The organism is Leptolyngbya sp. AN10 (genome assembly GCF_050565645.1).
Taxonomy (GTDB): Bacteria; Cyanobacteriota; Cyanobacteriia; order Leptolyngbyales; family Leptolyngbyaceae; genus Leptolyngbya.
The window spans coordinates 286,435-312,035 of record NZ_JBNXVP010000004.1 but is presented as its reverse complement, the minus strand read 5'-3'; the positions used below and the strand labels follow the sequence as shown (position 1 = coordinate 312,035).

27 protein-coding genes are annotated in these 25,601 nt (G+C 47.0%); 12 read left to right on the top strand and 15 right to left on the bottom strand.

What is annotated here, in order from left to right; genetic code table 11:
- Positions 1-262 precede the first annotated feature (262 nt).
- The 7 genes from ACQ4M5_RS08090 to ACQ4M5_RS08060 all read right to left on the bottom strand — a co-directional run bounded on the left by ACQ4M5_RS08090 (position 263) and on the right by ACQ4M5_RS08060 (position 9,350).
- Positions 263-3,415 (bottom strand): efflux RND transporter permease subunit, encoded by a 3,153-nt coding sequence (locus tag ACQ4M5_RS08090; protein WP_430675068.1) that lies wholly within the window; start codon positions 3,413-3,415, stop codon positions 263-265.
- 27 nt (positions 3,416-3,442) lie between these two features.
- Entirely contained in the window at positions 3,443-3,715 is a 273-nt protein-coding gene (locus ACQ4M5_RS08085; RefSeq protein WP_430675067.1) for a hypothetical protein, read from the bottom strand.
- Positions 3,716-3,802: 87 nt separating this feature from the next.
- On the bottom strand, positions 3,803-4,939 hold the full coding sequence (locus ACQ4M5_RS08080) for an efflux RND transporter periplasmic adaptor subunit (protein ID WP_430675066.1): 1,137 nt from the start codon (positions 4,937-4,939) through the stop codon (positions 3,803-3,805).
- Between the two features lie 48 nt (positions 4,940-4,987).
- Positions 4,988-5,782 (bottom strand): hypothetical protein, encoded by a 795-nt coding sequence (locus ACQ4M5_RS08075; protein ID WP_430675065.1) that lies wholly within the window; start codon positions 5,780-5,782, stop codon positions 4,988-4,990.
- A gap of 61 nt (positions 5,783-5,843) precedes the next feature.
- On the bottom strand, positions 5,844-6,671 hold the full coding sequence (locus ACQ4M5_RS08070; protein ID WP_430675064.1) for a MauE/DoxX family redox-associated membrane protein: 828 nt from the start codon (positions 6,669-6,671) through the stop codon (positions 5,844-5,846).
- A 393-nt stretch (positions 6,672-7,064) separates the two neighbouring features.
- Positions 7,065-8,303, bottom strand: coding sequence for a multicopper oxidase family protein (locus ACQ4M5_RS08065; RefSeq protein WP_430675063.1), 1,239 nt, complete (start codon positions 8,301-8,303; stop codon positions 7,065-7,067).
- A gap of 51 nt (positions 8,304-8,354) precedes the next feature.
- On the bottom strand, positions 8,355-9,350 hold the full coding sequence (locus ACQ4M5_RS08060) for a DUF4396 domain-containing protein (RefSeq protein WP_430675062.1): 996 nt from the start codon (positions 9,348-9,350) through the stop codon (positions 8,355-8,357).
- Between the two features lie 323 nt (positions 9,351-9,673).
- Between ACQ4M5_RS08060 and ACQ4M5_RS08055 the strand changes: the two genes are divergently transcribed.
- From ACQ4M5_RS08055 to ACQ4M5_RS08035, 5 genes are all read left to right on the top strand, one after another.
- Positions 9,674-10,027 (top strand): four-helix bundle copper-binding protein, encoded by a 354-nt coding sequence (locus ACQ4M5_RS08055; protein ID WP_071596270.1) that lies wholly within the window; start codon positions 9,674-9,676, stop codon positions 10,025-10,027.
- Positions 10,028-10,178: 151 nt separating this feature from the next.
- Positions 10,179-10,373, top strand: coding sequence for a heavy-metal-associated domain-containing protein (locus ACQ4M5_RS08050; protein ID WP_430675061.1), 195 nt, complete (start codon positions 10,179-10,181; stop codon positions 10,371-10,373).
- A gap of 26 nt (positions 10,374-10,399) precedes the next feature.
- Positions 10,400-12,706 (top strand): heavy metal translocating P-type ATPase, encoded by a 2,307-nt coding sequence (locus ACQ4M5_RS08045; protein ID WP_430675060.1) that lies wholly within the window; start codon positions 10,400-10,402, stop codon positions 12,704-12,706.
- Positions 12,707-12,715: 9 nt separating this feature from the next.
- Positions 12,716-13,288 (top strand): cupredoxin domain-containing protein, encoded by a 573-nt coding sequence (locus ACQ4M5_RS08040; RefSeq protein WP_430675059.1) that lies wholly within the window; start codon positions 12,716-12,718, stop codon positions 13,286-13,288.
- Between the two features lie 2 nt (positions 13,289-13,290).
- Entirely contained in the window at positions 13,291-13,704 is a 414-nt protein-coding gene (locus ACQ4M5_RS08035) for a heavy metal-responsive transcriptional regulator (protein WP_430675058.1), read from the top strand.
- 8 nt (positions 13,705-13,712) lie between these two features.
- On the opposite strand, the gene ACQ4M5_RS08030 is transcribed toward ACQ4M5_RS08035, so the two are convergent.
- Positions 13,713-14,855, bottom strand: coding sequence for a precorrin-8X methylmutase (locus tag ACQ4M5_RS08030; RefSeq protein WP_430675057.1), 1,143 nt, complete (start codon positions 14,853-14,855; stop codon positions 13,713-13,715).
- A gap of 54 nt (positions 14,856-14,909) precedes the next feature.
- Between ACQ4M5_RS08030 and ACQ4M5_RS08025 the strand changes: the two genes are divergently transcribed.
- Positions 14,910-16,826, top strand: a complete 1,917-nt coding sequence (locus ACQ4M5_RS08025; protein WP_430675056.1) for a heavy metal translocating P-type ATPase — start codon at positions 14,910-14,912, stop codon at positions 16,824-16,826.
- 232 nt (positions 16,827-17,058) lie between these two features.
- Positions 17,059-17,253, top strand: a complete 195-nt coding sequence (locus tag ACQ4M5_RS08020) for a hypothetical protein (protein ID WP_430675055.1) — start codon at positions 17,059-17,061, stop codon at positions 17,251-17,253.
- A gap of 36 nt (positions 17,254-17,289) precedes the next feature.
- Here ACQ4M5_RS08020 and ACQ4M5_RS08015 read toward each other — a convergent pair whose 3' ends face one another.
- Together ACQ4M5_RS08015 and ACQ4M5_RS08010 are read right to left on the bottom strand one after the other, a co-directional pair.
- Positions 17,290-17,700 carry a hypothetical protein gene (locus ACQ4M5_RS08015; protein WP_430675054.1) on the bottom strand — a complete coding sequence of 137 codons (411 nt, stop codon included), beginning with the start codon at positions 17,698-17,700 and terminating at the stop codon, positions 17,290-17,292.
- Complete coding sequence (locus ACQ4M5_RS08010) at positions 17,667-18,770, bottom strand: ImmA/IrrE family metallo-endopeptidase (RefSeq protein ID WP_430675053.1); 1,104 nt, start codon at positions 18,768-18,770, stop codon at positions 17,667-17,669. Before ACQ4M5_RS08010 ends, ACQ4M5_RS08015 begins: the two co-directional genes overlap by 34 nt.
- Before the next feature lie 278 nt (positions 18,771-19,048).
- Between ACQ4M5_RS08010 and ACQ4M5_RS08005 the strand changes: the two genes are divergently transcribed.
- The 3 genes from ACQ4M5_RS08005 (at position 19,049) to ACQ4M5_RS07995 (ending at position 21,776) form a co-directional block, all read left to right on the top strand.
- A complete protein-coding gene (locus ACQ4M5_RS08005; RefSeq protein WP_430675052.1) occupies positions 19,049-20,191 on the top strand; it encodes a nucleotidyltransferase domain-containing protein in 1,143 nt (380 codons plus the stop codon).
- Entirely contained in the window at positions 20,181-20,642 is a 462-nt protein-coding gene (locus tag ACQ4M5_RS08000; RefSeq protein ID WP_430675051.1) for a hypothetical protein, read from the top strand. The genes ACQ4M5_RS08005 and ACQ4M5_RS08000 overlap by 11 nt, the downstream gene beginning before the upstream one ends.
- 111 nt (positions 20,643-20,753) lie before the next feature.
- Positions 20,754-21,776 carry a CBASS cGAMP-activated phospholipase gene (locus ACQ4M5_RS07995; RefSeq protein ID WP_430675050.1) on the top strand — a complete coding sequence of 341 codons (1,023 nt, stop codon included), beginning with the start codon at positions 20,754-20,756 and terminating at the stop codon, positions 21,774-21,776.
- Between the two features lie 6 nt (positions 21,777-21,782).
- Here ACQ4M5_RS07995 and ACQ4M5_RS07990 read toward each other — a convergent pair whose 3' ends face one another.
- From ACQ4M5_RS07990 to ACQ4M5_RS07970, 5 genes are all read right to left on the bottom strand, one after another.
- A complete protein-coding gene (locus ACQ4M5_RS07990) occupies positions 21,783-22,280 on the bottom strand; it encodes a hypothetical protein (RefSeq protein ID WP_430675049.1) in 498 nt (165 codons plus the stop codon).
- On the bottom strand, positions 22,243-22,491 hold the full coding sequence (locus tag ACQ4M5_RS07985; protein ID WP_430675048.1) for a hypothetical protein: 249 nt from the start codon (positions 22,489-22,491) through the stop codon (positions 22,243-22,245). The genes ACQ4M5_RS07990 and ACQ4M5_RS07985 overlap by 38 nt, the downstream gene beginning before the upstream one ends.
- Positions 22,492-22,605: 114 nt before the next feature.
- The gene (locus ACQ4M5_RS07980) at positions 22,606-23,277 is read right to left on the bottom strand and encodes a hypothetical protein (RefSeq protein WP_430675047.1); all 672 of its coding nucleotides are present in this window, start codon (positions 23,275-23,277) and stop codon (positions 22,606-22,608) included.
- 9 nt (positions 23,278-23,286) lie between these two features.
- Positions 23,287-23,826, bottom strand: coding sequence for a hypothetical protein (locus ACQ4M5_RS07975; protein WP_430675046.1), 540 nt, complete (start codon positions 23,824-23,826; stop codon positions 23,287-23,289).
- 174 nt (positions 23,827-24,000) lie between these two features.
- Positions 24,001-24,516 (bottom strand): hypothetical protein, encoded by a 516-nt coding sequence (locus tag ACQ4M5_RS07970; RefSeq protein WP_430675045.1) that lies wholly within the window; start codon positions 24,514-24,516, stop codon positions 24,001-24,003.
- Positions 24,517-24,642: 126 nt separating this feature from the next.
- On the opposite strand from ACQ4M5_RS07970, the gene ACQ4M5_RS07965 reads away from it, so the two are divergent.
- Positions 24,643-24,951, top strand: a complete 309-nt coding sequence (locus tag ACQ4M5_RS07965) for a transposase (RefSeq protein WP_430675044.1) — start codon at positions 24,643-24,645, stop codon at positions 24,949-24,951.
- Between the two features lie 50 nt (positions 24,952-25,001).
- Positions 25,002-25,223, top strand: coding sequence for a hypothetical protein (locus tag ACQ4M5_RS07960; protein ID WP_430675043.1), 222 nt, complete (start codon positions 25,002-25,004; stop codon positions 25,221-25,223).
- Positions 25,224-25,601 lie beyond the last annotated feature (378 nt).

Sequence of the window (25,601 nt, the reverse complement as noted above, 5' to 3'; positions counted from 1 at the left end):
AGCAGATTCATTTCAAGATGCAATAGGGATGCTAGAAGAAAAAATTACTGAACAAGGCGGCAAAACGGTTGGCTACTGATCAACGAAGGTTACGACTTTACCGAGTCGAAAGCAGTGCGGGATGGCAAGTTTATTGAACTTGAGATCGACAAAGATAATCAGTCCGAGATGAGCGACGTTTATCGTGAAGCGCAACTCAGTAGGAACCGCATTAAAGCCTTAATCGCTCACTTAAGCAAGAGCATAAGGTTTGATCGAACTGTTAAGATGGTTCGATGGATTCTCGTTTGCGGCGTGGTAGCCCCATCAGCTTGAATTGAATCGACTTCACCACAATGTACAAGATGGGAACCACAAATAAGCTCAGAAACGTTGCGACAAACATTCCACCAAACACAGCCGTACCGAGCGATTGGCGGCTGGCGGCTCCGGCTCCAGTTGCTACTAATAACGGATAGCTTCCGAGCAGCGTAGAGATGGCGGTCATCAAAATCGGGCGCAAGCGTTCTTGAGCCGCTTCGACGACTGATTGAACGAGCGATCGTCCTTGAGATCGCAGTTGATTCGCAAATTCCACAATCAGAATCGAGTTCTTGCTGGCAAGCCCAATCAGCATTACCAGCCCGACTTGGCAATATACGTCGTTATACAATCCTCTCAAAGCCTGAACCGATAGCGCACCGAGAACCGCGAGCGGAACCGACAGCATAATGATGAGGGGATCGATAAAGTTGTTGTACTGTGCTGCTAAAACGAGGAACACAAAGAAAATTCCTAAACCAAAAATAATGGGTGCTTGTCCGCCAGATTCGAGTTCTTCTAGCGAAATTCCTGACCATTCAAATCCCATATCAGGCGGAAGGATTTCAGCCGCTAGTTTTTGCATTGCTTGAATGGCTTGCCCAGAACTAAATCCAGGTGCGGCTGCTCCGTTGATTTCGATTGATCGATGCAAGTTGTAGTGATTAATCGTTTGCGTTCCGGTAGTGGGAACAAGCGTGACTAGAGTTTTCAATGGAATCATTTCACCTCGCCGCGATCGCACATACAACTGCTCGATATTTTCTGGAGTCGAGCGAAACTTCTGATCCGCTTGGACATACACGCGGTAGGTGCGACCAAACGCATTAAAGTCATTCACATAGCGAGAACCAATGTAAGTTTGCAAAGTGCTAAAAATTTCATCGACTGAGACTTGTAATGCTTCAGCTTTGGCGCGATCGACTTCAAGTAAAAGTTGCGGGGCATTGGCAGTATAGGTACTGAAGACCGCTTGTAGTCCAGGCGTTTGATTTGCTTTCTGAACTAACTGAGTTTTGATTTGATCGAGCTTCTGAATATCAGTTGTGGTGCGATCGCTGCGATCTTGCAATTGAAACACAAATCCGCCAACACTTCCCAAGCTTTGAATCGTGGGTGGATTGACTGCTAAAACAGGTGCTTGAGGAATTGACATCAATCCTGCTCTGGCGCGATTCAGAATTCCAGAAACGCTTTGATCTGGGTTTTGCCGCTCGTCCCAAGATTTAAGCGGCGCAAACATAAATCCACGATTCGGAGCATTGCCGCTAAATCCTACGCCCCCGACTGCAAAGGTGGCTCGAACTTCTGGAACCTTGAGAAGCTGCTGTTCTGCTTGACCTACAATTTGCTTTGTATAGTTCAAAGATGTTCCATCGGCTCCTTGAATCAGATTGATAAAGTAGCCTTGATCCTCTTCGGGTAGGAATGATTGAGGCAGGGATAGATAGAGCCAAGCTGTAACACCTAAAGAAGCGATAAAAACTACCATGACGATCGCTCTAATGCGCGTCAGTTTTCCCAATACCTGAGCATATCCTCGACGTGACCAGTCTAGAAACCCATTGAATCGAGCCGCAAGCCATCCTAACCAACCGCTTGGTCTGGGTTGTCGGCGCAGCAAAAGAGCCGAGAGTGCGGGCGTTAACGTCAAAGCGTTGATGGTTGAAATCGTGACAGAAAATGCGATCGTCAACGCAAACTGCTTGTACAACTGACCTGTCACACCTGGGAAAAAGCCAACTGGAACAAAAACCGCCATCAAAACTAGCGAAGTCGCAATCACTGCTCCGAATAGTTCGCGCATTGCCTCAATCGTGGCTCGAAACGGACTCAGATTCTTCTCCTGAATCAATCGAGTTACATCTTCGACAATGACGATCGCATCATCCACCACCATGCCAGTTGCAAGCGTTAATCCAAACAGTGTCAGGCTATTGAGCGAGAAGTTAAAGGCTTTGACAAAGATAAATGTTCCAATCAACGAAACTGGGATGACGATCGCTGGAATAATCGTCGTTCTCCAGTCTTGCAGGAACACGAAAATCACCAATACAACGAGAATAATTGCCTCAAACAAGCTTCTAATGACTTCTCGAAATGACGCTTCAACAAACAGCGAAGAATCATACGGGATATCGTAAGTTAGTCCAGGTGGAAAATTTTTAGACAGTCGCTCCATTTCTGCCTTGACTGCTTTGGCAATATTTAAAGCATTGCTTCCTGGGATCTGGATCACCTGATACCCAACAGAAACACGACCCCGATAGCTGGCAAATGAACTGTAGTTTTCGGCTCCAAGTTCAACGCGCCCGACATCTTTGAGCCGAACCAGTGTCCCATCTGACTCGGCTTTCAGCACAATCTCTTTGAACTCCGTTGGCTCTCTTAATCTACCGCTTGTCTGTAAGTCAATCTGATACAGTTGCTCACTTGAAACAGGCGGCTGTCCAATGCTTCCGATCCCAAGCTGTACGTTTTGCTGATTTAGTGCATTAATCACGTCTTGAGCCGTCAGATTTCGGCTCACGAGTCGATTCGTATCGAGCCAAACGCGCATTGCATAACGTCGTTCACCAAAGGTCAGAATATTGCCAACTCCCTTGATACGTCGCAGCGCGTCTAAGACATAGAGATCCGCATAGTTGCTAATGAAAGTGTCATCGTAACGATCGTCTTCGCTGTATAGCGCCATTGCGAGAACGATCGCGGTTGATTGCTTTGAGACACTCACTCCAGTTTGTTGAACTACTTGCGGCAGTTGAGCTTGAACTTGCAGCACTCGATTCTGAACATCCGATGCCGCTACATCAATGTTATAGCCTTGCTGAAACGTGACCACGATCGTACTTGTTCCATCATTGCTACTGGTCGAAGCCATGTATCTCATCCCTTCAACGCCATTGATTTGACGTTCTAAAATGGTTGTTACCGTGTCCTCGACAACTTGAGCATTTGCACCCGTATATCTTGCCGTGACTGTAATCTGAACGGGACTGATATCTGGATATTGTTCGATAGGTAGAGTGGGCAGGCTAACGAGTCCGACAACGACCATCACTAAGGCAGTGACGATCGCGAAAACAGGTCGCTTGATGAAAAAATCAGCAAACATACAGCTTATTCAGATGAAGTGGATAATTTAAGATTCAGGCGTAACTGGCATTCCATCTCTAAGCGCCAGCACACCGGACACAATCACTCTTTCTCCTGCACGCAAACCATCGAGAACCTGATAATCGTTACCCTCGATCGCGCCTAATTTCACAAGCCGCTGTCGTGCCACAAACCCAGACTGAGCAGGCTCAACGACATAAATAAAAGCCTCTCCGCCTAATCGCGTAATCGCTGTTGTGGGAACAACGACACCTGGACGCTGACTCTGGATGATTCTTGCTCGAATATTAAATGACAACTACGATCGGCGGGACGACAGCCAGAAATCCTGTTCTAAAAGTGCGATCGACAAATGATACTCCTAAATGTTGATAACTCAGATTCCCTACCATATATACCTTTCGGCTCCGATCATAGTTGTCGCGACAATCATGATCGGTCGTTGGGCAGGATTCCTAGCTGTCGCCAACCCGCCAGTGTTGCTGTCACTTGATACTCGAACAAATTGTTCAGTTCTTAAGCGTCCATCAGGATTATCAATCAACGTTTTCACTAAAATCGATTGAGTTGTCCCTGTTGCATTAGGAGCGATGAAGAACACGCGGCTCGTTCCCAAGCGCTGTCCGCGATTGTCTACTAGCTCAACTGAATCCCCGATGTTCACTTGAGAAATCTGCTCGGCTGGAATTGAGAAATTAACTTCTAGGGCAGTGTTATCAGCAACCATTGCGATCTGAGTTGAAGGATCAACTAAATCGCCAACTTTTGCAGGAATGTCTCCTACTGTTCCTTGAAAGGGTGCAGTAATTTGAAAGTACTGAAGCTGAACTTGCTGTTCTTGAGTGCGCGATCGCGCTTCTTGCACTCCTTTTTCTGCCTGAATCACAGTTGCCTGCTGTGCTTGAACTTGTTCTTCAACCGCCCCAAGCCCCGCTCTCGCCACTTCTAATCGATTGGCATACTGATCACGGGTTTGCTGTGAAATCGCGCCTGCTGCTGCTAACTGAGAATAGCGGTTATAGTCTTGTTGAGCCAACTTCACGTCAGATAGTTTTGATCGCCGTTCTGCTTCGAGCGATCGCAAAGTCGCTCTAGCGGTCCCCACCTCTGCCTGAGCCGACTCGGTTGCTGCACTGCTACTGTTGACGGCTGCTTGTTGTTGAGCCGGATCAACTTGAGCTAAAACCGTTCCAGCGCTGACTTGCGCTCCTGGCGTAACGAGAATACGGGTGACTCGGCCTTGGATCTGGGGACGCAGCGTGACAGAACGGCGCGATCGCAGATTGGCAATAAACTCCGATCGTTCTTGTAGCAGGCGCGATTGTAAGGTTAGAGTCTTAACAGGCATTGCAGGCGGCGGGGCAGTGGTTGGAACTGGCTCCCGCCTTGCCAAAACTTGCCAAACTCCTAAACCTCCACCACTGAGCAACAACAACCCAAGCAACCACCATACGCGAGGGCGACGAGAATTAGATGCTCTTTCAGAAGGTGAGTTTGTGGCTGAAAAGTTAGATGAATCCATGACTTGATTGTTTGGTAAACGCTTGCTTCTGAAACGCGATCGAATAAATTACTCAGCAACCCGCACTACAAAAGAAACTGTGATCACTTGCCCATGACGCTGGAACTGTGCCCAAATCTTGTACAGTCCAGCGCGAGGAAAGCGAGTATGGGCACTAATTTGGGAGGCGCTAGAGTGAGAGGCGTGATCAGTCGAAGAATCTGCATGATTGGAATGATCGGAGATTAAAGGCTCGTGATGCTCCATTGGGTGAACATGCAGAAACTCGCTGCCATCTTCACTGATCACGACGAGGTGAGCAAGAGCGCCTAAATAGGGTTGAAGATCAGACACGGGCTGGCAAGTCTGCTCATCTTCAACCGCAAAATCGAGCATGATTGCTTTACCTGCGCGTAACGGTTGATTCGCTGTTATGGTGAATCGTAAGCCATTTACACTCTTAGTTAGGATGTCATCTTCAATCAGCGCGATCGCGGCTCGTGCTTCTCCATCAATGTGTAAACTCAACTGATCCACAATTTGATCAGCACCAAGCGGAGCGTAATCCGCATAAAGTCGATAGTGACCAGCTTGCGGAAAAGTGTAGACAAGATGAAACCGACCATCTGCTTCTTGCTCTGGATGCAGGTGATAGAACTCGCTGAGATCTTCAGAAACAACTAGCAAATGGATCGCTCGCTCATGCACGATCTTCAGATCATGGGCAATTTCTCCAGTTGAGTTCCGAATCGTGAATGCTAGTTCTACGGGTTCACCTGCTTGAATGCGGGTAGGCTTAGATTCAAATTCAACGTGATAAGCGGTAGCTGAAACTGAGATCGTCGTATTGTGATGTACTGTCATAACTCCAATCCTCCGACAATGACTTTAATTTCCTGAAATCTCTTTGATAAGACAATGAAGCTCACTGTGCTTGATTCGGCTTACTGTCTTGCACCTGCACAATGGCGGGTGGCAGTGCTTCTAAGGCTCTCATCGGCTGAATATTTGCCTCTGATAATGATGAGAAGGTCAACATGCCCCCCATTCCTGCCATGATTGCGTTCTCAGCAAAGCTCACAACACCCAACGGTGCTTTGGAATTGCCACCCACACAAGCACAATTCAACGCCAACTTATCAATGTAGACTGCTTTGAACACTGAAACTGCTCCACTAACCCCGACAACCAATGAGCTAATGCCAGTCGTCAACGGTGCAATACCAGAAAGAAATCCAAGCCCGATTAGCAACTCAGCAAACGGGTAAATTTTTCCGTAGGGCTTAAAGCGCTTAGTTACGAGATCATACTTCTCGAAACTCTCAGCAAACGCATCTAGATCCATCAACTTGAGGGAAGCCAGCATCGAGAGCGAAAATCCCATGAAGCCAGGAATTCCGAGCGATGTTGCGAGTGCCATTAATCCAGCCGTTGAGAAAACTGCGGCGACTGGTGTGTAAGAATATTCAGCTTTTTCAGCTTCTACTTTTAGCCGTTCCGCGAGATCTGTGTAGCCTCCGATTCGCTCTGCACCAAAGAAAATTTGAGGCGTGGTTGCAACTCCATGTTTTGCTTTAAATTGATCGACTTCTTCGCGCGATCGCAGTTTCACATCCTCGAATTCGATGCCTTGCTCTTGAAGGAGCTTGACCGCTCGAAGTCCCCAAGGACATTCGTGCTCAGGCATCGACATCCGATAAACCGTGACATTTTTCGTATTAGTTTCTGCCGTTTTATTGTTCAGCATCGTCATATAAACCTCTCAGAAGTAGTTAGGGAGTAGCATTGGAAGCTTTGGAGAATGATCTCAGTTCTGCAAGTTCAGACAGTGCTTCTAAGCAGCGCATACTTGCAGTAGGATTCTTTTCTCAACTGCTCATTACTGTAAAGTATCCGGTGAACTGGAGAGTCAAGCAGTCTTGCAAATGATTTTGAGAAAGTAGAGATCACCTTTTCAGCACTTTCAGGCGCATCTTTACAGGAACTCGATCGAAATTAGAGGCTGCTAGTTTGACATGACACATCAAAATGAAACTGAAGTGGAATAATGCTCTACTCAAAGATAGAAACACTCAATTCGTCCTACTGAAAAAGGTTGCCTTTCACAATAGATAGGCAACCTTTTCTCAAAAGAATAGAATTCGCTTTAGGTAACGTTGATCAACATCGTTAATCCTCCTGCACCTTGCACTTCAACATTGTCATTCGTGGCATGGTGAGCAATGTGACAATGCAGTAACCACTTTCCTTTCTCTCGTGCTGTCCAAATCACGTCGTAGCGCTCACCTGGAGCAACATTGATCGTGTCTTTCTCAATCTGGGCAGCGACAGGAACCGGATTCCCATCGGTTGCAACAATTTTGAAAGGTCCGCCGTGAATATGCATTGGATGAATGAACGCATTGTTTGAACCGATAAAACGGAAGCGAATCTTTTCGCCAACTTTAGCATTCACAGTTTCAGTAGAAGGATAAGCTTTACCGTTGATGGTGAAGAAGTTGGGTAATAAACCTTCCATTGGCATTGAGGGAAAAGTGTAGCCTTGTTTCACCGTCCATTCTTGCAGTTGCACAGTCACATCTTGATCGAATGCAGGAGTACTGGCTTTATTTTTCGGTTCAACAATCAACGCACCATACATTCCTAATGTTTGCTGCCGATCGACATCTTTGTGCGAGTGGTAGAAGTAAGTGCCTGATTGCTTAACCGTGAATTCGTAGGTATAACTTTCACCAGGCGCGATCGGCTTCTGAGTCACATCGGCAGGTCCATCCATGTTATTTGGCAAAATCATGCCGTGCCAATGAACCGTTGTGGGTTCAGGTAGATTGTTCTTGACGATCATCCGAATGCGATCGCCTTCTGTCACTTGAATTCGCGGCCCAGGAACTTGGCGATTAAACGCATAGGCAGCCACTTGCGTTCCGGGGAGAATGTTCCAATTAATTAAAGAGACATCTAGATTAAAGACCTTGAAACCCTTTTCTACCTTGGGTTCTAGAATTTGATCACCCCGTGCATCCGCAGGAGCAGTATAGGCAATTTTAGTTAAATCGACTGCTGCCATATCTTCCATCGCTTCCATACTCGTATCGGCAGTCATGATCATTCCCGGCGGCATCACCAGTCCGTTCATTTGAGAAACGCTACTCATGAGTGCAGTGGGCAGTGATGCAACTGGCGCGGGAGCAGTTGTGCCTTTCATGTTCATTCCCGGCATCGATCCATTACTTTGGTTCATTCCTGGCATTGCAGTCTGAGGCATATTTTTGCTGCTCATGCTGAAGTTGCCATAGAGAGCCGCGATCAGAACGCCGATCGCAAGTGCTAACAACGTTAAAAGCATGACAGCGAAAATCTGCGCTCTTGTCGCTTTTGGCTTCATGCTCATCTCCCTATGCGAACTTGCAGATTGCTGATTTGAGTGAGCTTTCATTTATTTTCGCTCCGTATTAGAGATGTCAGGCTGCGATGCTTGGTCAGGATAGTTGTTGGTAGAGGTGTTAGATGTGAGTTGTTCACCAGAAATTGCAGCAATCCGCTGTCGTTCAGCAGTGAGGCTGTGACCGCCTTTACCCAAAGCTCTAACGGTTCCCATGCCATGTTTTAGACCAACAGCAACCAGCCACATATTGACCGGAAAAGCGACCACCAAACCAACTAATGTTGCAAGTGACATTACACCCCAGAAGCGAAGAGATGTTGCTTCCATTGCCTGCATATCACGACTCATCAGAATTACCATCACAGGGATCATGCCTGCCATGACCGCATTCATCGAAAGCCATTCAGGAATAAAAGACCGTCGAACGGCTTTTAGATACGAACCACCGAGCATATCTTTCATAAACAAGGATTGAAAGATCAATAGCCCAAATGCAAAGCCAAAGACATACTCAGAAATGACATCCAGCCACATCGGTAGTCCTAAAACTGCTGTGATAGCCGCCGCGACAATAATCCCTGTTGCATCTCCCGCCATACAGTGAATTGTTGATCCGAGTGTTTGCTTCCATAAGGGTTTAACAAACTCTTCGTGTTCTCCGGGGGCTGGTTCTTGGCAAGACAAGATGTATAGGGCAGCCCCAACGATTCCAGTGTAGAGTGTCACTAATATCCATCCCCACTTCATAATTGTGAGTTCAGGATTGCGGGTAAGGGCATCCCAAGCAACGTAAATAACCGCGATCGCGCTTAGACTAAACCAAACCAGCAAAACTTGATCGATCAGCATTGTGCTTTGAGGCTGTGGTGCGATCGCGGGTGACATTTCAGGCATATTCATTCCAGGCATACTGGAATCTGTTGGAGATTGAGCAATGAAGCGATGAAGGCTGGGTAAGCTTTGAGTTGATCCCAGTTTGGGAGTGAGAAAGACAACTGCAATCGTTGCTGTGAATAAAATTATCCACAAAGCGAGTTTAGAGCGCATATCTACATTGCTGAGGTGAGAATTGAGATTCAGCAGCAAAAACGATTTTTTATTACTGAGCAAAAGACTGCTAACTAATATCTTGATACAAAAAGATGAAATGAGTATGAAGTGTTTTAATTGAATCAGAATTCTTTCATTCTATTTAAGTTCATACCAGGCGAAAATGAAATCAGCATGAAATGGAATTCCATCAATAGTGTTGATTTTTTATAGAAAATTGTACTTCAGACGCTAGAGGCGACTGGAATCAGTAACCTCCTACCGTGAAAGCCGAGGACTAAATCGTAGTTCTTTGAACTTTACATTTTAGGAGTTTCATCATGACTGCAACCCAATCTCATCAATCTCAACTCGATGCTTGTATCGAAGCTTGTCTGGACTGTTTGCGAGAGTGCGAAACCTGTGCAACTGCTTGCCTTGATAGCGATATGGTACAAATGATGGCGCAGTGCATTAAGACCTGCCGCGACTGTGCCGACACTTGCGATATTTGCGCTCGGTTTATGGCACGTAATTCTGATCTTCATGCTCAACTCTGTGGCGTTTGTGCTGAAGCTTGCGATCGCTGTGCTGCCGAATGTGAAAAACACGATCATGACCACTGTAAGCGATGCGCCGAAGCTTGTCGTCGTTGTGCTGAATCCTGTCGCCAGATGGCTACAGCAATGGCTTAATCAACGGGTTCGATCAAGGCTGTCTCCTAATTGAAGAGACAGCCTCTTCTCATTCTATGGAGGGATTTTGAAGCAACCGCTTGACTCTCCAGCCCACTAGAGGGTTCAAGATAGAGACAGTTCAACTTCTCGCTTCAAGGAAGCTTCAATTATGTCCCTTCAATTTACCGTCCCGAATATGGCTTGTTCTGCTTGCAGTGAAACGATTACCAGTGCAATTAAAGCGATCGATCCCACTGCAACCGTGAGCGCTGACCCGAAAACTAAGCAAGTCAACGTTGAAACCCAAGCTTCAGAAAACCGCGTTAAAGAAGCGGTAACAAATGCAGGCTATACCGTCGCGTAGGTTCATTTCTCGTTTCTTCTTAAATCATGGAAACCAATACGCTCAAATTGCAGGGCATGAGTTGTGCATCCTGTGCCCGCAGTGTCGAAGTTGCGATTCGATCAGTTCCCGGTGTGGCGGATGTTAGCGTCAACTTTGGAGCCGAACAAGCCACGCTGCAATATGATCCCAAGCGCACGAATCTAGAGCAGATTCAAAGCGCGATCGTCGATGCTGGATACAGTTCCTATTCCTTACAAGACCAAGAATTCATCACGGATGAAACCGAGGCTGAAAAAACCGCCCGATTGCGAGAATTTCGGCATCTCAGAACAAAAGTGATTGTTGCAGGCATCATCAGCGCTGTTTTGGTCATTGGATCATTACCGATGATGTTAGGATTGCCGATTCCATTCATTCCCGCATGGCTGCACAATCCTTGGTTGCAATTGATTCTCTCCACTCCGATTTTGTTTTGGGCGGGACGAGAGTTCTTCGTCAATGCTTGGAAAGCCTTAAAGCGTCATACGGCAACGATGGATACGTTAGTGGCGCTCGGTACGGGAGCCGCTTACCTATATTCGCTGATCGCAACGCTGATTCCGAACTTTTTTCTGTCGCAAGGACTGAACCCGGATGTTTACTATGAAGCAGCGAATGTGATCATCACGCTGATTTTGCTCGGTCGGTTGCTCGAAATGCGGGCGCGGGGGCAAACTTCTGATGCGATTCGCAAGCTGATTGGATTGCAGGCGCGAGATGCTCGGATCATTCGGAATGGACAGGAACTTGAAGTTCCGATTCAAGATGTCCGCATTGGTGACATTGTGATCGTGCGTCCGGGTGAGAAAATTCCGGTTGATGGTGAAGTTGTCGAGGGCAGTTCGCAGATCGATGAATCGATGGTGACAGGTGAAAGCGTCCCGACGAAAAAGCAACCCGGTGATGAAGTGATTGGAGCCACAATCAACAAAACGGGAAGCTTCAGATTTCGAGCGACTCGCGTGGGGAAAGATACGGTTCTCGCTCAGATTGTTCAACTTGTACAACAAGCACAGGGGTCAAAAGCGCCGATTCAGCGACTAGCCGATCAAGTTACTGGATGGTTTGTTCCGGTAGTGATTGCTATTGCGATCGCAACCTTCCTGATCTGGTTTAACGTGATGGGTAACGTGACGCTTGCTCTTATTACCACTGTTGGCGTATTAATCATTGCTTGCCCCTGTGCATTAGGACTTGCCACTCCGACTTCGGTGATGGTTGGCACTGGCAAAGGTGCAGAGAACGGCATCTTGATCAAAGGAGCCGAAAGCTTAGAACTGGCACATCAGATTGAAACGATCGTGCTCGATAAAACTGGAACCCTGACCGAAGGCAAGCCCACAGTCACCGACTTTATTCCCACAGTTGGAACTGCAAATGAACTGAAGCTATTAAAGTTGGCGGCATCAGTCGAGCGCAATTCTGAGCATCCTTTAGCTGAAGCAGTTGTTCGATACGCTCAGTCCCAAGAAGTCACCTTAGAAACGGCTCAGAATTTTGAAGCGGTTGCTGGAAGTGGTGTTGAAGGGAAAGTAAATAACCACCTAGTTCAAATCGGCACACAACGCTGGCTAAATGAATTAGGAATTGATACCACTCTAGTGCAAGCGGAAAAAGCCCGATTAGAGTCATTGGGTAAAACAGTGATTCTAATTGTGATCGATCACCAACTTCAAGGCTTAATGGGCATCTCTGACGCGCTTAAACCGTCCTCGGCTCAGGCAGTCCGCGCTCTACAACGATTAGGGCTTGAAGTCGTGATGCTTACTGGAGATAACCAACAGACTGCAAACGCGATCGCTCAAGAAGTTGGGATTCAAACCGTGATTGCTGAAGTTCGACCCGACCAAAAAGCCGCTGTAATTTCAGCGATTCAAAGTGGTCAAATCGGCAAGCAATCAACGACTCAAACAAAGTCACGACGACACGCAAAATCAAAAATTGTCGCAATGGTCGGAGATGGAATTAATGATGCACCTGCATTGGCTCAAGCAGATGTCGGAATTGCGATCGGGACTGGGACAGATGTGGCGATCGCGGCAAGTGACATCACGCTGATTTCTGGGGATCTGCAAAGCATCGTGACCGCGATTCAACTAAGCCGCGCTACCATTCGCAACATTCGGCAAAATCTGTTCTTTGCCTTTATCTACAACACCGTAGGGATTCCGATCGCCGCAGGCATTCTCTTCCCGATCTTTGGCTGGTTGCTGAATCCCATCATTGCAGGTGGTGCAATGGCACTCAGTTCAGTATCCGTTCTCACCAATGCGCTGCGACTCCGAAATTTTAAACCGAAAGCAACTGCATAAGGAGAAGTCATGACGCGAAAACATTGGATGATTGGAAGTTTAGCGGGATTTGGATTGGTGCTGGGTGTTTCTAGTACCTCAATCGCACAAATGCCCCATGATGAAATGCAGCCGTCTGGAACCGCACAAACAACGAGCTTTCGCCGCATTGATCAGCCGCTCTGGTTAAAGAGTGCGGTCACTGCCGGAGGCATCGGATTAATCGGTGTAGAACTCTGGTGGTTTTTGTTCAGTAAATCTAAGTCTCGCAAAGCGGATACAAACCAGGGAATTCAAGAAGTGACGATTACCGTTGATGATGGCTATGAACCCAATCGAGTCGTGGTTACTGCTGGACAACCTGTGCGATTGAGCTTCGATCGACGTGATCCTTCTAGCTGTCTTGAAGCCGTGCGAATTCCTGGCTTTCACATTGCCAAAGATTTACCACTGAATCAAGTGACCACGATCGAGTTCACTCCAACTGAACCCGGAGAATATGAGTTCACCTGTGGGATGAATATGTTTCGTGGCACGATCAAAGTACAGGGCAATGCTACACCTATCGAATCCACTCAAACGTTAGTTTCTCAACGGAGTTAATCATGATTGTTCAAGATGAGCCGAAACTGATCGGCGCGATTTCAAAGGAAAGTGGGCTTCCGGTAAAAACGATTCGATACTACGAGGAACTAGGACTCCTCAAGACGATCGGACGAACCGAAGGCGGCTATCGATTGTTTCGCTCAGACGCACTCTCGCGATTGCATTTCATCAAACGCGCTCAAAGTCTCGGATTAAGTTTGTCAGAGATCAAAGCTTTTTTAGAGGTTCGAGAACAAGGAGAGTTACCCTGTGTTCATATCAGACAAACTCTCCAAGAAAAGCTGAGTGACATCGATCGACAAATTCTAGAACTACAACGATTAAAGCTAGAACTGACGGAACTCTTGAGCGATCAGACTTCCCAGTCGAGTGTTTCTGAAACCATCATTTGTCCGATTCTTGAATCGACTTGATTCTAACTTTACGGTGAGGATAAGTAGCAATGACAGTCCGGCTTTTCAATTAATGATTCAACCAGTGCATTCAGCGAGACTGCTGCTAACAATCCACCGCCCAATGTTCCTGCGATCGTCAGGTAAGGAACCTCTGTTTTCATCAATCGCCGTTTGGCAGCAGGGGCATGACTAAACCCAATCGGCATTCCAATCACCAGTGCAGGTCTGATTTTTCTCTGTTCAATCAAGGTACAGGCGGACATCAGAACCGAAGGAGCATAGCCAATCACTAAGATGCAATGCTCCGGAAGTCGCTCTAAACGGTCTTCCCATTGCTTATGATTCCAGAACGCTTTTTCGGCTTCATCAGCACTATTGATGTGAGCATCCGCAATCAGGGTTTCAACTGAGCAGTTGAGATGAGCAAGGCGAGTTTGATCCAATGCCGAAACCACCGGGAAGATATCCCCGATGATCGTACATCCAGCTTTGAGCGCATCACGAGCGGCTACAATCGCATCTCGACTCCGACGCACAAACTGAATTAAACTCACATCTCCACAAGCCAGTACAAGCTTCGATAACAGATCAACTTCAATCTCCGAACGATCAGACAGATCCGGCAAGAGTCGTTGCAACGATTCCTCAAACGCTTCAGGATGCGATGTAGTTTCTGAATCCAAATGCTGCCAGAGTTGTTCCAATTCTCCGAGTCCGCTTTGAGTTTCGGCTTCCAACCGTCTCAATTGTGCCAGAGCTTCTGCCTGAACCATCTGACAATCCCGATCCCGCCCCAGTACGCCTTCTAATGCTGCCGCCGTTTGGCGTAATCGGGCTAACTGTTGCACGATCGTTTGATACTGTTGTTGTAGTTGCACCATCAAAGTGGGTTCAGCTTCGGTTTCGGACTTGTTCTGGATTAACTGCTGAATATGAGAAAGCTGAAACCCTTGCTGTTTGAGTGCGACAATCTGCTTGAGTTGCTGAACATCTTTTTGGCTGTAGAGACGATAGTTACTTGCAGAGCGCGAAGGCTGGGGGAGCAACCCCAAGGTATGGTAGTGCCGTACCATTCGCGGTGTAATACCACTCCCGACCGCCTCAGTTAATTCTTTAATCGTCAGATCCTGTGTTTTCATACCTTCGATTTTAGGCGAAGAGGTTGACATTAACACTAATGTCAAGGTTTAGAGTGAAAGCGTGGTTTGCCTCGATCAATACCAATGTTTTCTCTCATCCTTCCTCGTGTTCCGACGCTGCTCAAAAATCATCCTGATGCCATTGCAGCACTTCTTTGCGGCGTTTTAGTTCTGCTCGGCTGGTTGACGCTACAATCGGGCTGGCTGAGTCTCGCACTGCTGATCTTACCTGCTGCTTATGTGATTGGCGGCTATGAAAGCGCCCGTGAAGGTCTGATAACCTTGTTTGAAGAAAAAGAGCTTGATGTTGATTTGCTGATGATTGTGGCGGCTTTGGGAGCGGCAGCATTAGGATTGTGGCAGCGAGAATATTCTTTTATTGTCGATGGTGCAGTTCTGATTCTAATCTTCTCGATCAGTGGTGCATTGGAAGGTTACGCGATGCAGCGCACTGAGCGAAGTATCCGAGGATTGATGAATTTAACGGCGGATACGGCACGAGTTTGGCGTGACGGGCGAGAAGTGGAATGTGCGATCGCAGATCTCCAAATCGGCGACGAAATCATTGTCAAACCCGGCGAACTCGTTCCGACTGATGGCTTGATCATCGAAGGATTCAGTACCCTCAATCAAGCGCCGATTACTGGGGAATCAATGCCCGTTGAAAAGACGATCGGGGATGAAGTCTTTGCTGGAACGATTAATAGTAACGGTGCATTGCGGCTTAAACTGCATCAACCGCCAGAAAGTAGCCTGATTCAGCGTGTGATCCGCCTCGTTGAGCAAGCCCAAACCGAAACGCCACCGTCACAACAATTTATCGAACGGTTTGAGCGGCGATATGCAAAAGCGATCGTCATTCTCGGAATCTTGTTGACCCTACTGCCGCCGTTTCTTTTGGGGTGGAGTTGGGAAACGACGATTTATCGTGCTTTGATTTTTCTGGTGGTTGCTTCGCCCTGTGCATTGATGGCAGCGATTATGCCGACATTGTTATCTGGAATTGCAAATGGAGCAAGGCAAGGAATTTTATTTAAGAATGGTGCTCAATTAGAATTAATCGGACAAGTGAAAGCGATCGCATTTGATAAAACTGGAACCCTCACCACTGGCAAGCCTCAAGTGGTTCAAGTTATTGCGGTTGAATCTGAAACACAGTTGCTGCAAGTGGCGGCAGCTTTAGAAAGCTTGTCTGAACATCCGATCGGAGAAGCAATTGTAAGATTTGCCCAGCAACATCAAATTGCCTGGAGCCAAGCAACGAATGTTCAGTCTCATACAGGTCAAGGAATTACTGGAGAACTGGATCAACAGCTTGCGATCGTCGGTAAAGCCGCCTTTGTTCAAGAACATTGCGACAATGGGTCAGAAAAATTAATTGCTTCTGCACAGCAACTCGAAGCCACTGGAAAAACAGTCGTGTGGGTGGCTTATGCTGGAGAGCTACTAGGAATGATTGCGATCGCGGATCAAGTTCGCCCTGAAGCAGCAAGCACGATCGCTCGATTAAAACAGCTTGGCATTCAAGAGATAGTAATGTTAACTGGCGATAACGATCGCACTGCTCACAGTATTGCCGCTGAACTCGGAATTGCTCAAGTCTATTCAGAACTGCTGCCTGAGAACAAAGTCGATGTTATTCGATTATTGCAACGACAATATCGCACCGTTGCAATGGTCGGAGACGGCATTAATGATGCGCCTGCATTGGCTCAAGCTTCGGCTGGAATTGCAATGGGAGCGGCTGGCAGCGATGTGGCACTCGAAACGGCGGATATTGTATTGATAGCAGATCGGCTCGAACGCTTGATCACTTCAATCCGTCTCGGTCGCCGCGCTCAGCGGATAGTCAAACAAAACATTACGTTCGCACTGAGTTTTATTGTGCTGCTATTGGTGACGAACTTTGTGAGCCATATCACCTTACCTTTAGGAGTTGTGGGACATGAGGGATCGACGGTGTTAGTGACGCTGAGCGGGCTAAGACTGCTGAGAAATTAGCGATCGTTGTCACCCTGATGCACCTTGAGAATCAAGATAGGATTGAATCATAGGGTGCGTCAATTTGCTCAATGTATAGTCCGCTGCTTGCCACAAAATTCTATGTTCCGTTAACCTGATCGCTCTTAGTAAAGCGTGAGTATTTGATTGAGCAATTGAATCAAGGTATCGATCGCCGACTCATTCTGATTTCGGCTCCCACAGGCTTTGGCAAAACAACATGGTTAAGCGAATGGCAACAGCAAACAACCTGCAAACCAAGTGGCTATCTCTTGATGAAAGTGATAACGACTCTACCCGGTTCTGGACTTACACGATTGCGGCACTGCAAAGAACGCATCCGAATCTCGGAGCCAGCACCCTTGCAATGCTACATTTGATCAATTATCCTTCGTTTGAAACGTTTCTCGTTCCACTGAATCAATGAAATAACCGATCTCACCGATGAGAAGCTGGGGAAAAATTAGACCTTGCAGCCAGAGTACCGCTCCATTAACCAAAGCATTGTTTGTGTTTGAACTTTCTCTTGTTGACACTTGACCTGCAAGGGTGGCTCATCTGTGATTAAAATTTTTCTCACAAGTTTGGCATAGTGAAGGTTAAGCGCGTCTTGTAGGCTTAAACATCCGTCGCAATAACTTCGAGCAGGTTCTAACCAGGCAGTTTCACTGGGCACTAGACAGAGTTGAAGATGATTTGCCATACCTGATAGATCACAGCAGGATGGGCAAAACTCAGCTAACACAATGTCTAGTACTGCGATCGATACGTGTCCAGCGATGATTTTTAGTTGGTTAAGATCGTGCAATTCGATCAACGTTAATGTATCCAAGAGATAGTTCAATTCAGTTCCTCCCCATCTTGGTGCAGCCATTCCAGCAAATCCTTTTGCACGATTCTTAAGTTTTCTTCCAAAATCTCGGCGGCACGAGAGGCTGTAATCTCTTCTTTTACCAATGCCGTATACACTAGACGTTTTAAGCGCGTGAGACGCTGAGGCGATGGCAATTTTGGTAGTTCTTCTTCGGCTCCATATTTTTTATTGAGGATGCCAATCTGTTGTCCTTTCTGTTGTTTTGTGATTAATCCAGCTTGCTCAGCACGGTATAGAGTTGTGCGAAGACTAACACCATAGCGACGCTTGATATCTTGTAGAAGGGGTTCTGGCAACCATCGATTTTTGTAAGCGTGTAATTCTCGCTGAACTGCTCCCAATGGCAGAAGAACAGCTCCGGCTAAATGATTGGCAGCTTTTTCGCGTGGATCAGTTGGACGAGATCGCCCCTGTGGTTGTCGATATTCCCGTCGGTGCAAGATTAGATGAGCGAGTTCATGTAGTGCCGTGAAGAATTTACGCTCAGTCGGATGAGAGGTATTAATGAAAATAACCCCACCCCAGTCATCGGTATAAGCTGAAAAACCAGAGATTTGATTTTCTAGAGAATATTCAATTATCTTTAGGCTCTTCGCTTCTAGTAACGCTAAAACGTCTCCGATTGGGGCAAACTCTCCAACACCCAGCCAGTTACGAACCTCTTTAGCAAGGTCTTCTACTACCGTTTCTTCATACTCTTCAATTGGTCGCGAGACGGGCAGAACAGGAACTTCTCCAACCATCTTCTCAATTTGGCTAAAATCTACTGCCTTGCGAGTTAAATGTTCTCTCACAATTGAAGTCAGCGCCAAGGGATCATCTGCTCGAAATAGTAGACTTAGACTGCCTGTGGTTATCGGAGTAATTTTCTGTACTTCGGGTTGCAGCAGCAGATCAGGCGGAACTCCGAAAACTTTTGCCACTTTTGAGAGCTGGATAAGAGAGGGTTGTCGATCACCCCGCTCCCAAGTCGCTATCGTTTGACGAGTGACTCCAACCTGCTCACCCAACTCTTCCTGAGACAAGCCATACTGCTCTCGGTAAGTTCGGAGCGAGTTAACATCTGACATTAGTTTTTTGTGATATTATAATCTGTAATGTTAAGCATAAACGATAACTGCTGTTCTGAAAACCTAATTTGAAGCCGATGGCACTTCCTTACGAAGTCTGAGTTAGTTTGAATAAACGAATAGCCTTACAAGAATTTAGCGTTATTTCGGGCACTCAGTTGGGAAACTTAACGGAGAGCCGATGAGAACTTAGATTACTTGTTAACTTATTCTCATGATTTAGGCTCGTCACCCGCAACCTTGTTGTCTCAAGTTTAGTTACATTGGAGAAAATTTCTATGTTCCAAACGTCACGAACTGATGCAGAGTTTCTGACAGCCTTAGACAGGCTGCTCCAACTCATTTGTCAAAAACTGCAACTCACGAAGACCCAGTATAAGCTTGCTGAGAAACACTATCGTGCAGTAGGACGATGGCTGGAGCAAGAAGGCTCGATTCTGGCTCCCTACCGTCCTATCATTTATCCTCAAGGTTCGCTACCAATGGGCACAACCAACAAGCCGCTAGGTCGTGAAGAGTACGATTTAGACTTTGTTTGTGAACTCCTAATTGGATGGAGGCAAATTAAGCCAGACGATCTTCTGTCGAAGGTGGAGTTCCGCCTACGAGAGCATGAAGACTATCGATCGAGAATTGAACGGAAAAATCGATGCGTCAGTTTAAAGTACGCTCACGATTTCCATCTCGACATCGTTCCAGCGTGTTCAAATGCAGCTTTGGGTCAAGGACAAATCCGAGTTCCTGACCGAGAACTAAAATCTTGGCGTGACAGCAATTCCAAAGGGTATATCGCTTGGTTTGATCGCATTGCTGAAACTTATTCGATTAGTGCTAGGCGTTTGGATCATGCTGAACCTTTGCCTCAACAAGAATCTTTGGAAGAGAAAGCACCACTCAGATGTGCGATTCAGCTTGTAAAACGCTGTCGAGATTTAGCCTTTGTCGGCGAAAAGTCAGATTTAGCGCCTGCAAGCATTCTGCTCAGCACCCTTTGCGCTGAATCCTACCAGGGACAAAAATCTGTCAGTGAAGCAGTCTTTGGAATTTTGCAAGGGATTGTTAGTCGAATTGCAAATACTCAAGGGCGACTCCAAGTGTGGAATCCTGCCAACCAAGTTCCAGAAGATTTAGGGGAGCGATGGGATCGTAATCCTCGTGCTTATCAAGAGTTCGTTCACTGGATCGGAGATTTCTCCCGATTGTGGGAGCAACTGATGAGTACAAGAGGTCATGCTGCAATTGCAGGCATTCTTGCAATTCTATTTGAGGAAAATCTAACTCAAGCTGCCATGCGTGACTCGGCGAACTGGGTTGATCAGGGGCGTTTAGCAGGTCAATTAGGAACTGTTCCAAAAACGGGTGGTTTAACAACTCGCCCTTGTCCGATCGTTGTTCCAAAGAATACGTTCTATGGCGATTAAAGTTACGTTTCCGCCGGAGAAACCCGTGCCAATTCGCGAGCAGATTGCCTTCATGAAGCTGCTTTTTCCGAACTTTCAAACCCGATGGAGAAAAAATCTCGTCACTTGGATTGGAGAAGTTCAGCCGGATGCTTTAAGCGATAGCTATCGCGTGAAGATCACATATGGACTTCAACAGCGCCCGATCGTATCTGTTCTAAAGCCTGCTTTGCAAGCGGACGAACATATTCCTCATCTCTATCGAGATAGTAGTTTGTGTCTGTACCGTCCTAGTAAAGGCGAATGGACTCATAGAAGGCACATTGCTACAACGATCGTTCCTTGGACAGTTCTCTGGTTGTACTACTACGAAATTTGGCAAGCAACGAAGGAATGGCGAGGGGGAGGCGAACATCCTGACCAGACTAACGTTTCAAGGCAGACCAACTTTCAGCACATTCAGGGTCTCTAGCAATCTGCTGAGAAAGAGCAGCTTGTGGTAAGTTAACGTCTGGAGTTTAGCCATAGCGCATCATATCTAGGATGAGCTATGGCTAAATGATTTGCATTCAGTGAGCATCTTATGATGAGTAACAGTGTCGAACAGCTAAGCAGGTTTCAGATCCTTTCGCTAAGCGGGGGCGGTTATCTAGGACTTTATCAAGCGACAATTCTGTGCGAATTGGAAGAAAAAGCTGGAAAACCGATCGCTCAATGCTTCGATCTTTTAGCGGGAACGTCGATCGGTGGAATTATTGCACTAGCTTTAGCATTAGAAGTACCCGCGATCCAAATTCGACAAGCTTTTGAAAAACATGGACAGCACATTTTTTCTAGTCGTTCTGCGCCCAAATCGACGATCGCAAAATTGATTGACTTATCGCGTTTGCTATTTGGAGCTAAGTACCAACAAGAAGGACTTCGGCAAGCATTAAGGGAGTTCATTGATCCTTCGACGCTGATGGGAGACTTAAAGCACCCCATTGTTGTCCCAACGATTAATGTCACAAAAGGCAAGCCCCAGATTTTCAAAACCCCGCACCACATCAGGTTTGAGCGAGACCATCGAGAACTTGTTCATAAAGTGGCATTAGCGACCTCAGCAGCACCAACATTTTTCCCGCTTGCAGAAGTTGGAAATGAATGGTTCACGGATGGTGGGCTGTACGCTAATATGCCAGATTCAGTCGCGCTTCATGAAGCTGAGCATTTCTTGCAGGTTCCAACAGAGCAAATCTCGATTCTAAGTATCGGCACAACCACATCTGACTTCTCCTTTTCGCACAATGTAGGGCGAAATTTAGGAGTTTTAGATTGGTTCTACGATACACGATTAATATCAGCAATCATGTCTTCACAGCAAGCAATGACCGGATATATGTTGCAGCATAAGCTTGCAGAGCGTTATGTTCGCATTGATTCAGTTCAATCAGTGGCTCAAAAACAAGATTTGGGACTAGATATTGCAACGTCAGCCGCTCAATCAACACTCAAAGGATTAGCTTGTGCAGCATTACGCGAAGCTATCTCTAATCCTGAACTTCAAGCCATCCTGAGTCACACCGCTCCAGTTCCTCAGTTTTTCTATGGACGATTTAGAAGTTAATTAGAGTTATGGTTCAAACCCTTCAACGTCATCCCCTCGTTCAGCAATTGATCGAATTTCTGTTCGGTGTTTGCCCAACAGGAAAGCCAGCCACAGCTCGATCAAACAGTCTTTGCACTTCGACTGGATTCGGGAAAGCTCTAGCGTACAGATCAAGTCAAGCAGCGAGATCGACTTCCGTTTCCGGCTTTGCAGTTTTTCCAGCATTGAGACGAGTTCTTTCGTCCAAACTTCAATCTCCCCACCATGTAAGAGGTGCATGAGCGCATTAAAATTCTGCTGCTCTACGTTGCGGTCAGCTTGCGCTGTGCCAGAGGCATCGGGTAACGCATCGAGCAGTGCCGCTGCATCATCGATCATCGCATCGCGAGTCACCTGCACCATCGCGGATTCTGAGATGTAATTCGCGCTCGGAGTGTTGAGCATCGACCACTCCACCTCTGACTGTGAAGGCAAGGGCAGCAGATCAATCGGCTCGATAAACTGCTCGAAATTTACCACCATCGACTGCCGCAGAAAGCGTTGCCTTTGGCACACGCAAAGCGTGACCGAAGAAGTTGATCGGCACAATTGGATCTCTCGATGCACTTGATCGCAATCGTGCCTTCACTTCTTCGATGACACCGATGTACTTTGCTTCTACGATCGTCGCCAGTTGCAGAATTGCATCTGCCGCCACTTCCAGTTGATGTTGACCTCTATTTCCAGTGTACAACTCTATTTAAGTTCCACAAATCAGACCAAATGACCTCGCTACCAACATAGCCAACACTTAGGGAACAAAAATATCAGACTGTTCCCTAAGTTAGCAATTTAGAAAAAGGGCTGATCAGCGGTGAGTTATCCATACGTCTGACTCATAAAACTGCCCGGATTGCTGCAACTCAAATCCGCCTAACACCAACCCTAACCAGACTTCGACCCACGGCACCTGTAGCTGCTGCCAAAGTTCTCGCAATGAAATCGGGTCTTCAGCCTTATAGTCTTGGAGCCATTGATGAATCATCGATGCCCAAGCTTTCACATCTTCGTCACCTGCTAACGATCGCACCATGTCTGCTGCACTTTGTTCTCGCTCCATTTCATCGAGCATCTGCACAATTGCAGCAGGTTCTACTTCACCGACAATTGAATCGGTCGGTGCCAGCTTTACCTTCACAGATCTTCGCCGAGTCGAGCGCGGCTGCTCCACGAACGCATCCAGGTTGACTGCCATCGATTGACGCACCCACGCATCCACCAGTGCCATTTCAATCGTCGGCGCTTCTCGTTCTATTCCAGAATGTGCGGCTTCCCACTCGGAGATTAGTATTGTGGAGCGCAATCGAATAATCTCTGCCATCTGCTCGATCGCCCGTCCTGCGATCTCTAACTGTTGTGCTTGGGGCAAAGGTGCGATCGCATCTTCCAACATCGACCACAACAAATCGAAGTTCACGAACCGAGGCGCTTGCGTTGCCTCGTCGAGTTCCTGCCAAAGTTCGAGGGGTTCAGAAGGCATCTTCTCTCTCTATGATCGTGAATCAGACTGAAACGGAGAAACAATCGGACAATCGCGAATGTGACGATGGATTTTTGCGGCAAACTTATAGAACGGTCTGCCGTCATTGTAGGGCTTGGCAAATTGCTGCGTGAACGCTTCGAGAATTTGCGGAAACAGTGCCGTGACTTTATCCCCGCGCATTCCGAGACACACGATCGGTTCAATTTCCGCTTGCTTTTGCGTCCCTGTCCAGAGTTCGGCTGCGATCGCATGAATCGGGGTATCGTCTCTGAATCGTTCTGGCTGCTCACTGTAGATAATCAGAACAACGGTTGCGATCACAGGCACATTGATCGAGAACCGCGCCACTTCACTGATCGAATCTTGCACTCGTCGTTGTACCACTCGTTTGGCATTCCGATCACTTCTGTGCCGATAATGCGATCGTCGTTTCTTGCAGCGTTCGGCATCCCAACAACCGTCTCCTTCTGCTCCATGCAATTGCTGCGCTTCGTCGGCTGTGAGCGCGGCACAAGCTAAACATTTGCGGTTAATCGATCGAGCCATACCTGCAAATTCATTGAAGACGAATTGAAGACGAATCGAACATCAGAGCGAAATTCTTGAAGTTGGTCGCAGCTAGTGGAGATTGCAGCTTCGAGAATCAATCTCAGAAGAATTACAGAGTCAAATCATTTCTAGCATCTTGATAAACGAACCGAGAATCATCGATTCACAAGATTAGGCTTCCAATAAAGCTTCAAATTCCGCGATCGCATTCGTTGTCACCGCTTCACGCAAGAGCTGATCCAATCGTTCGCTATCCGACACTTGCTCTAATCGCTCGATGATCATCGATGGCACCGGACCGAATCGAGCCTCTAAAACTTGTGCGATCGAGCGCTGTTGCGCTCGCATTTGGGCAAATCGCTCAATGGTCGTTAGATAGGGCATAGCATTTTCAGCTCCAAAGCGACGAATTTCCGCATCAAACGCTCGGTCAAGCTCTGGTGGTAACGTCATCATCAAATCGATGAAGCGATATAACTCCAGAATCGTGTCTTCACTATAGCCCAATCCTTGCATTCCTTGAACCAGTTGCAGTTTCCACAACAGGCGCTCCTCAGCATTTCCCACGGTTGCCTGCGTTTGCAGATGGGCATAAACGACTCTTGCAAATGGGTTGAGACTTTGCGCTAATTCCTGAGTGCGAGTCGCATAGTCAAGCAGCTTGACAATTGGAAATTCGATTCCCACGCGGCACCCCCAGCGGTCGATATGATACGAATTCGGTCGCCAGTTTTGCTCTGCGTTGAAATGACCCCAAAAATCTAGACCACTCCAAAAGCAACAAAGAACCGTTTAAGGAGTAGGATCAAGTGCATGTCAAATCAAGCGAAGAAATATACGCCCCAATTCAAAGCCAAAGTTGTGCTCGAACTGCTGCGTGGAGAAAAGACGCAAACCGAGATCAGTCGAGCACATGGCGTACATCGCAGTGTGTTAACGCGATGGCAAAACGAATTTGTCGAACGATCTCCGTCGGTGTTTGGCGAAGTTGGGCAAGCTTCGGAAGTCGAGTCGCGGATTGCGGATCTCGAACAGATGGTGAGAAAATTGACCATAATGCAGTTAGAGATCGCAAAAAAAGCATCGAGCATCTCAATGACGAAACAAAGTGGCAAATCGTAGTTGAGCTTGAACCGAACTATTCAGTGCGGCAGATTTGTGAAGTGTTATCGATGAATCGGAGCAGCTTGTACTATCAACCTGTTGAGCAAGATCTTGAAGCAGAGACAGAACTGAAAAGCGCGATCGACAAAATTGCAGGTGAGTTTCCCAGTGTAGAGATCGAAACAGATCGAGATCCGGAACTAAATCGATCCCTATGCGCGACCTTCAGCGTTGCGCCTCTACTGGGAAGCCGTCTTCCCCTTGGGTTCCTGCCCCATGTTCCCGTGTAAAAGGGTCACTGACCCCGCCTACATCAGCAGTAAGTAATGACCCTGATGGAGTGCAAGGCACAAAAGCCTGAACCATTCCTAACCTCCAGGAATGTCAGGGCAAGGGAAAGCTGGATAAGGTGAACATCTGTGAATCAACATCAGTTCCGTTATCGACTAACAGGTGAAATGAGGTTGTCACACCTGAACCAAAAGGTACGTGAGCAAACTGAATCACTCGCAAGAGTTTCAGGAGAGGTTTGCTAGTTATAGGAGTAGCGAACAGCAGGTCTCAAGTCTCACCGGAATAGAGTTGGCACCTAAGTCCGAAGCGAAGGTAGAGCGCAGCGAAAAGGGTAAGCCCGATAGATTCTCAAAGCTAGGTCGAACCTTTGAGTA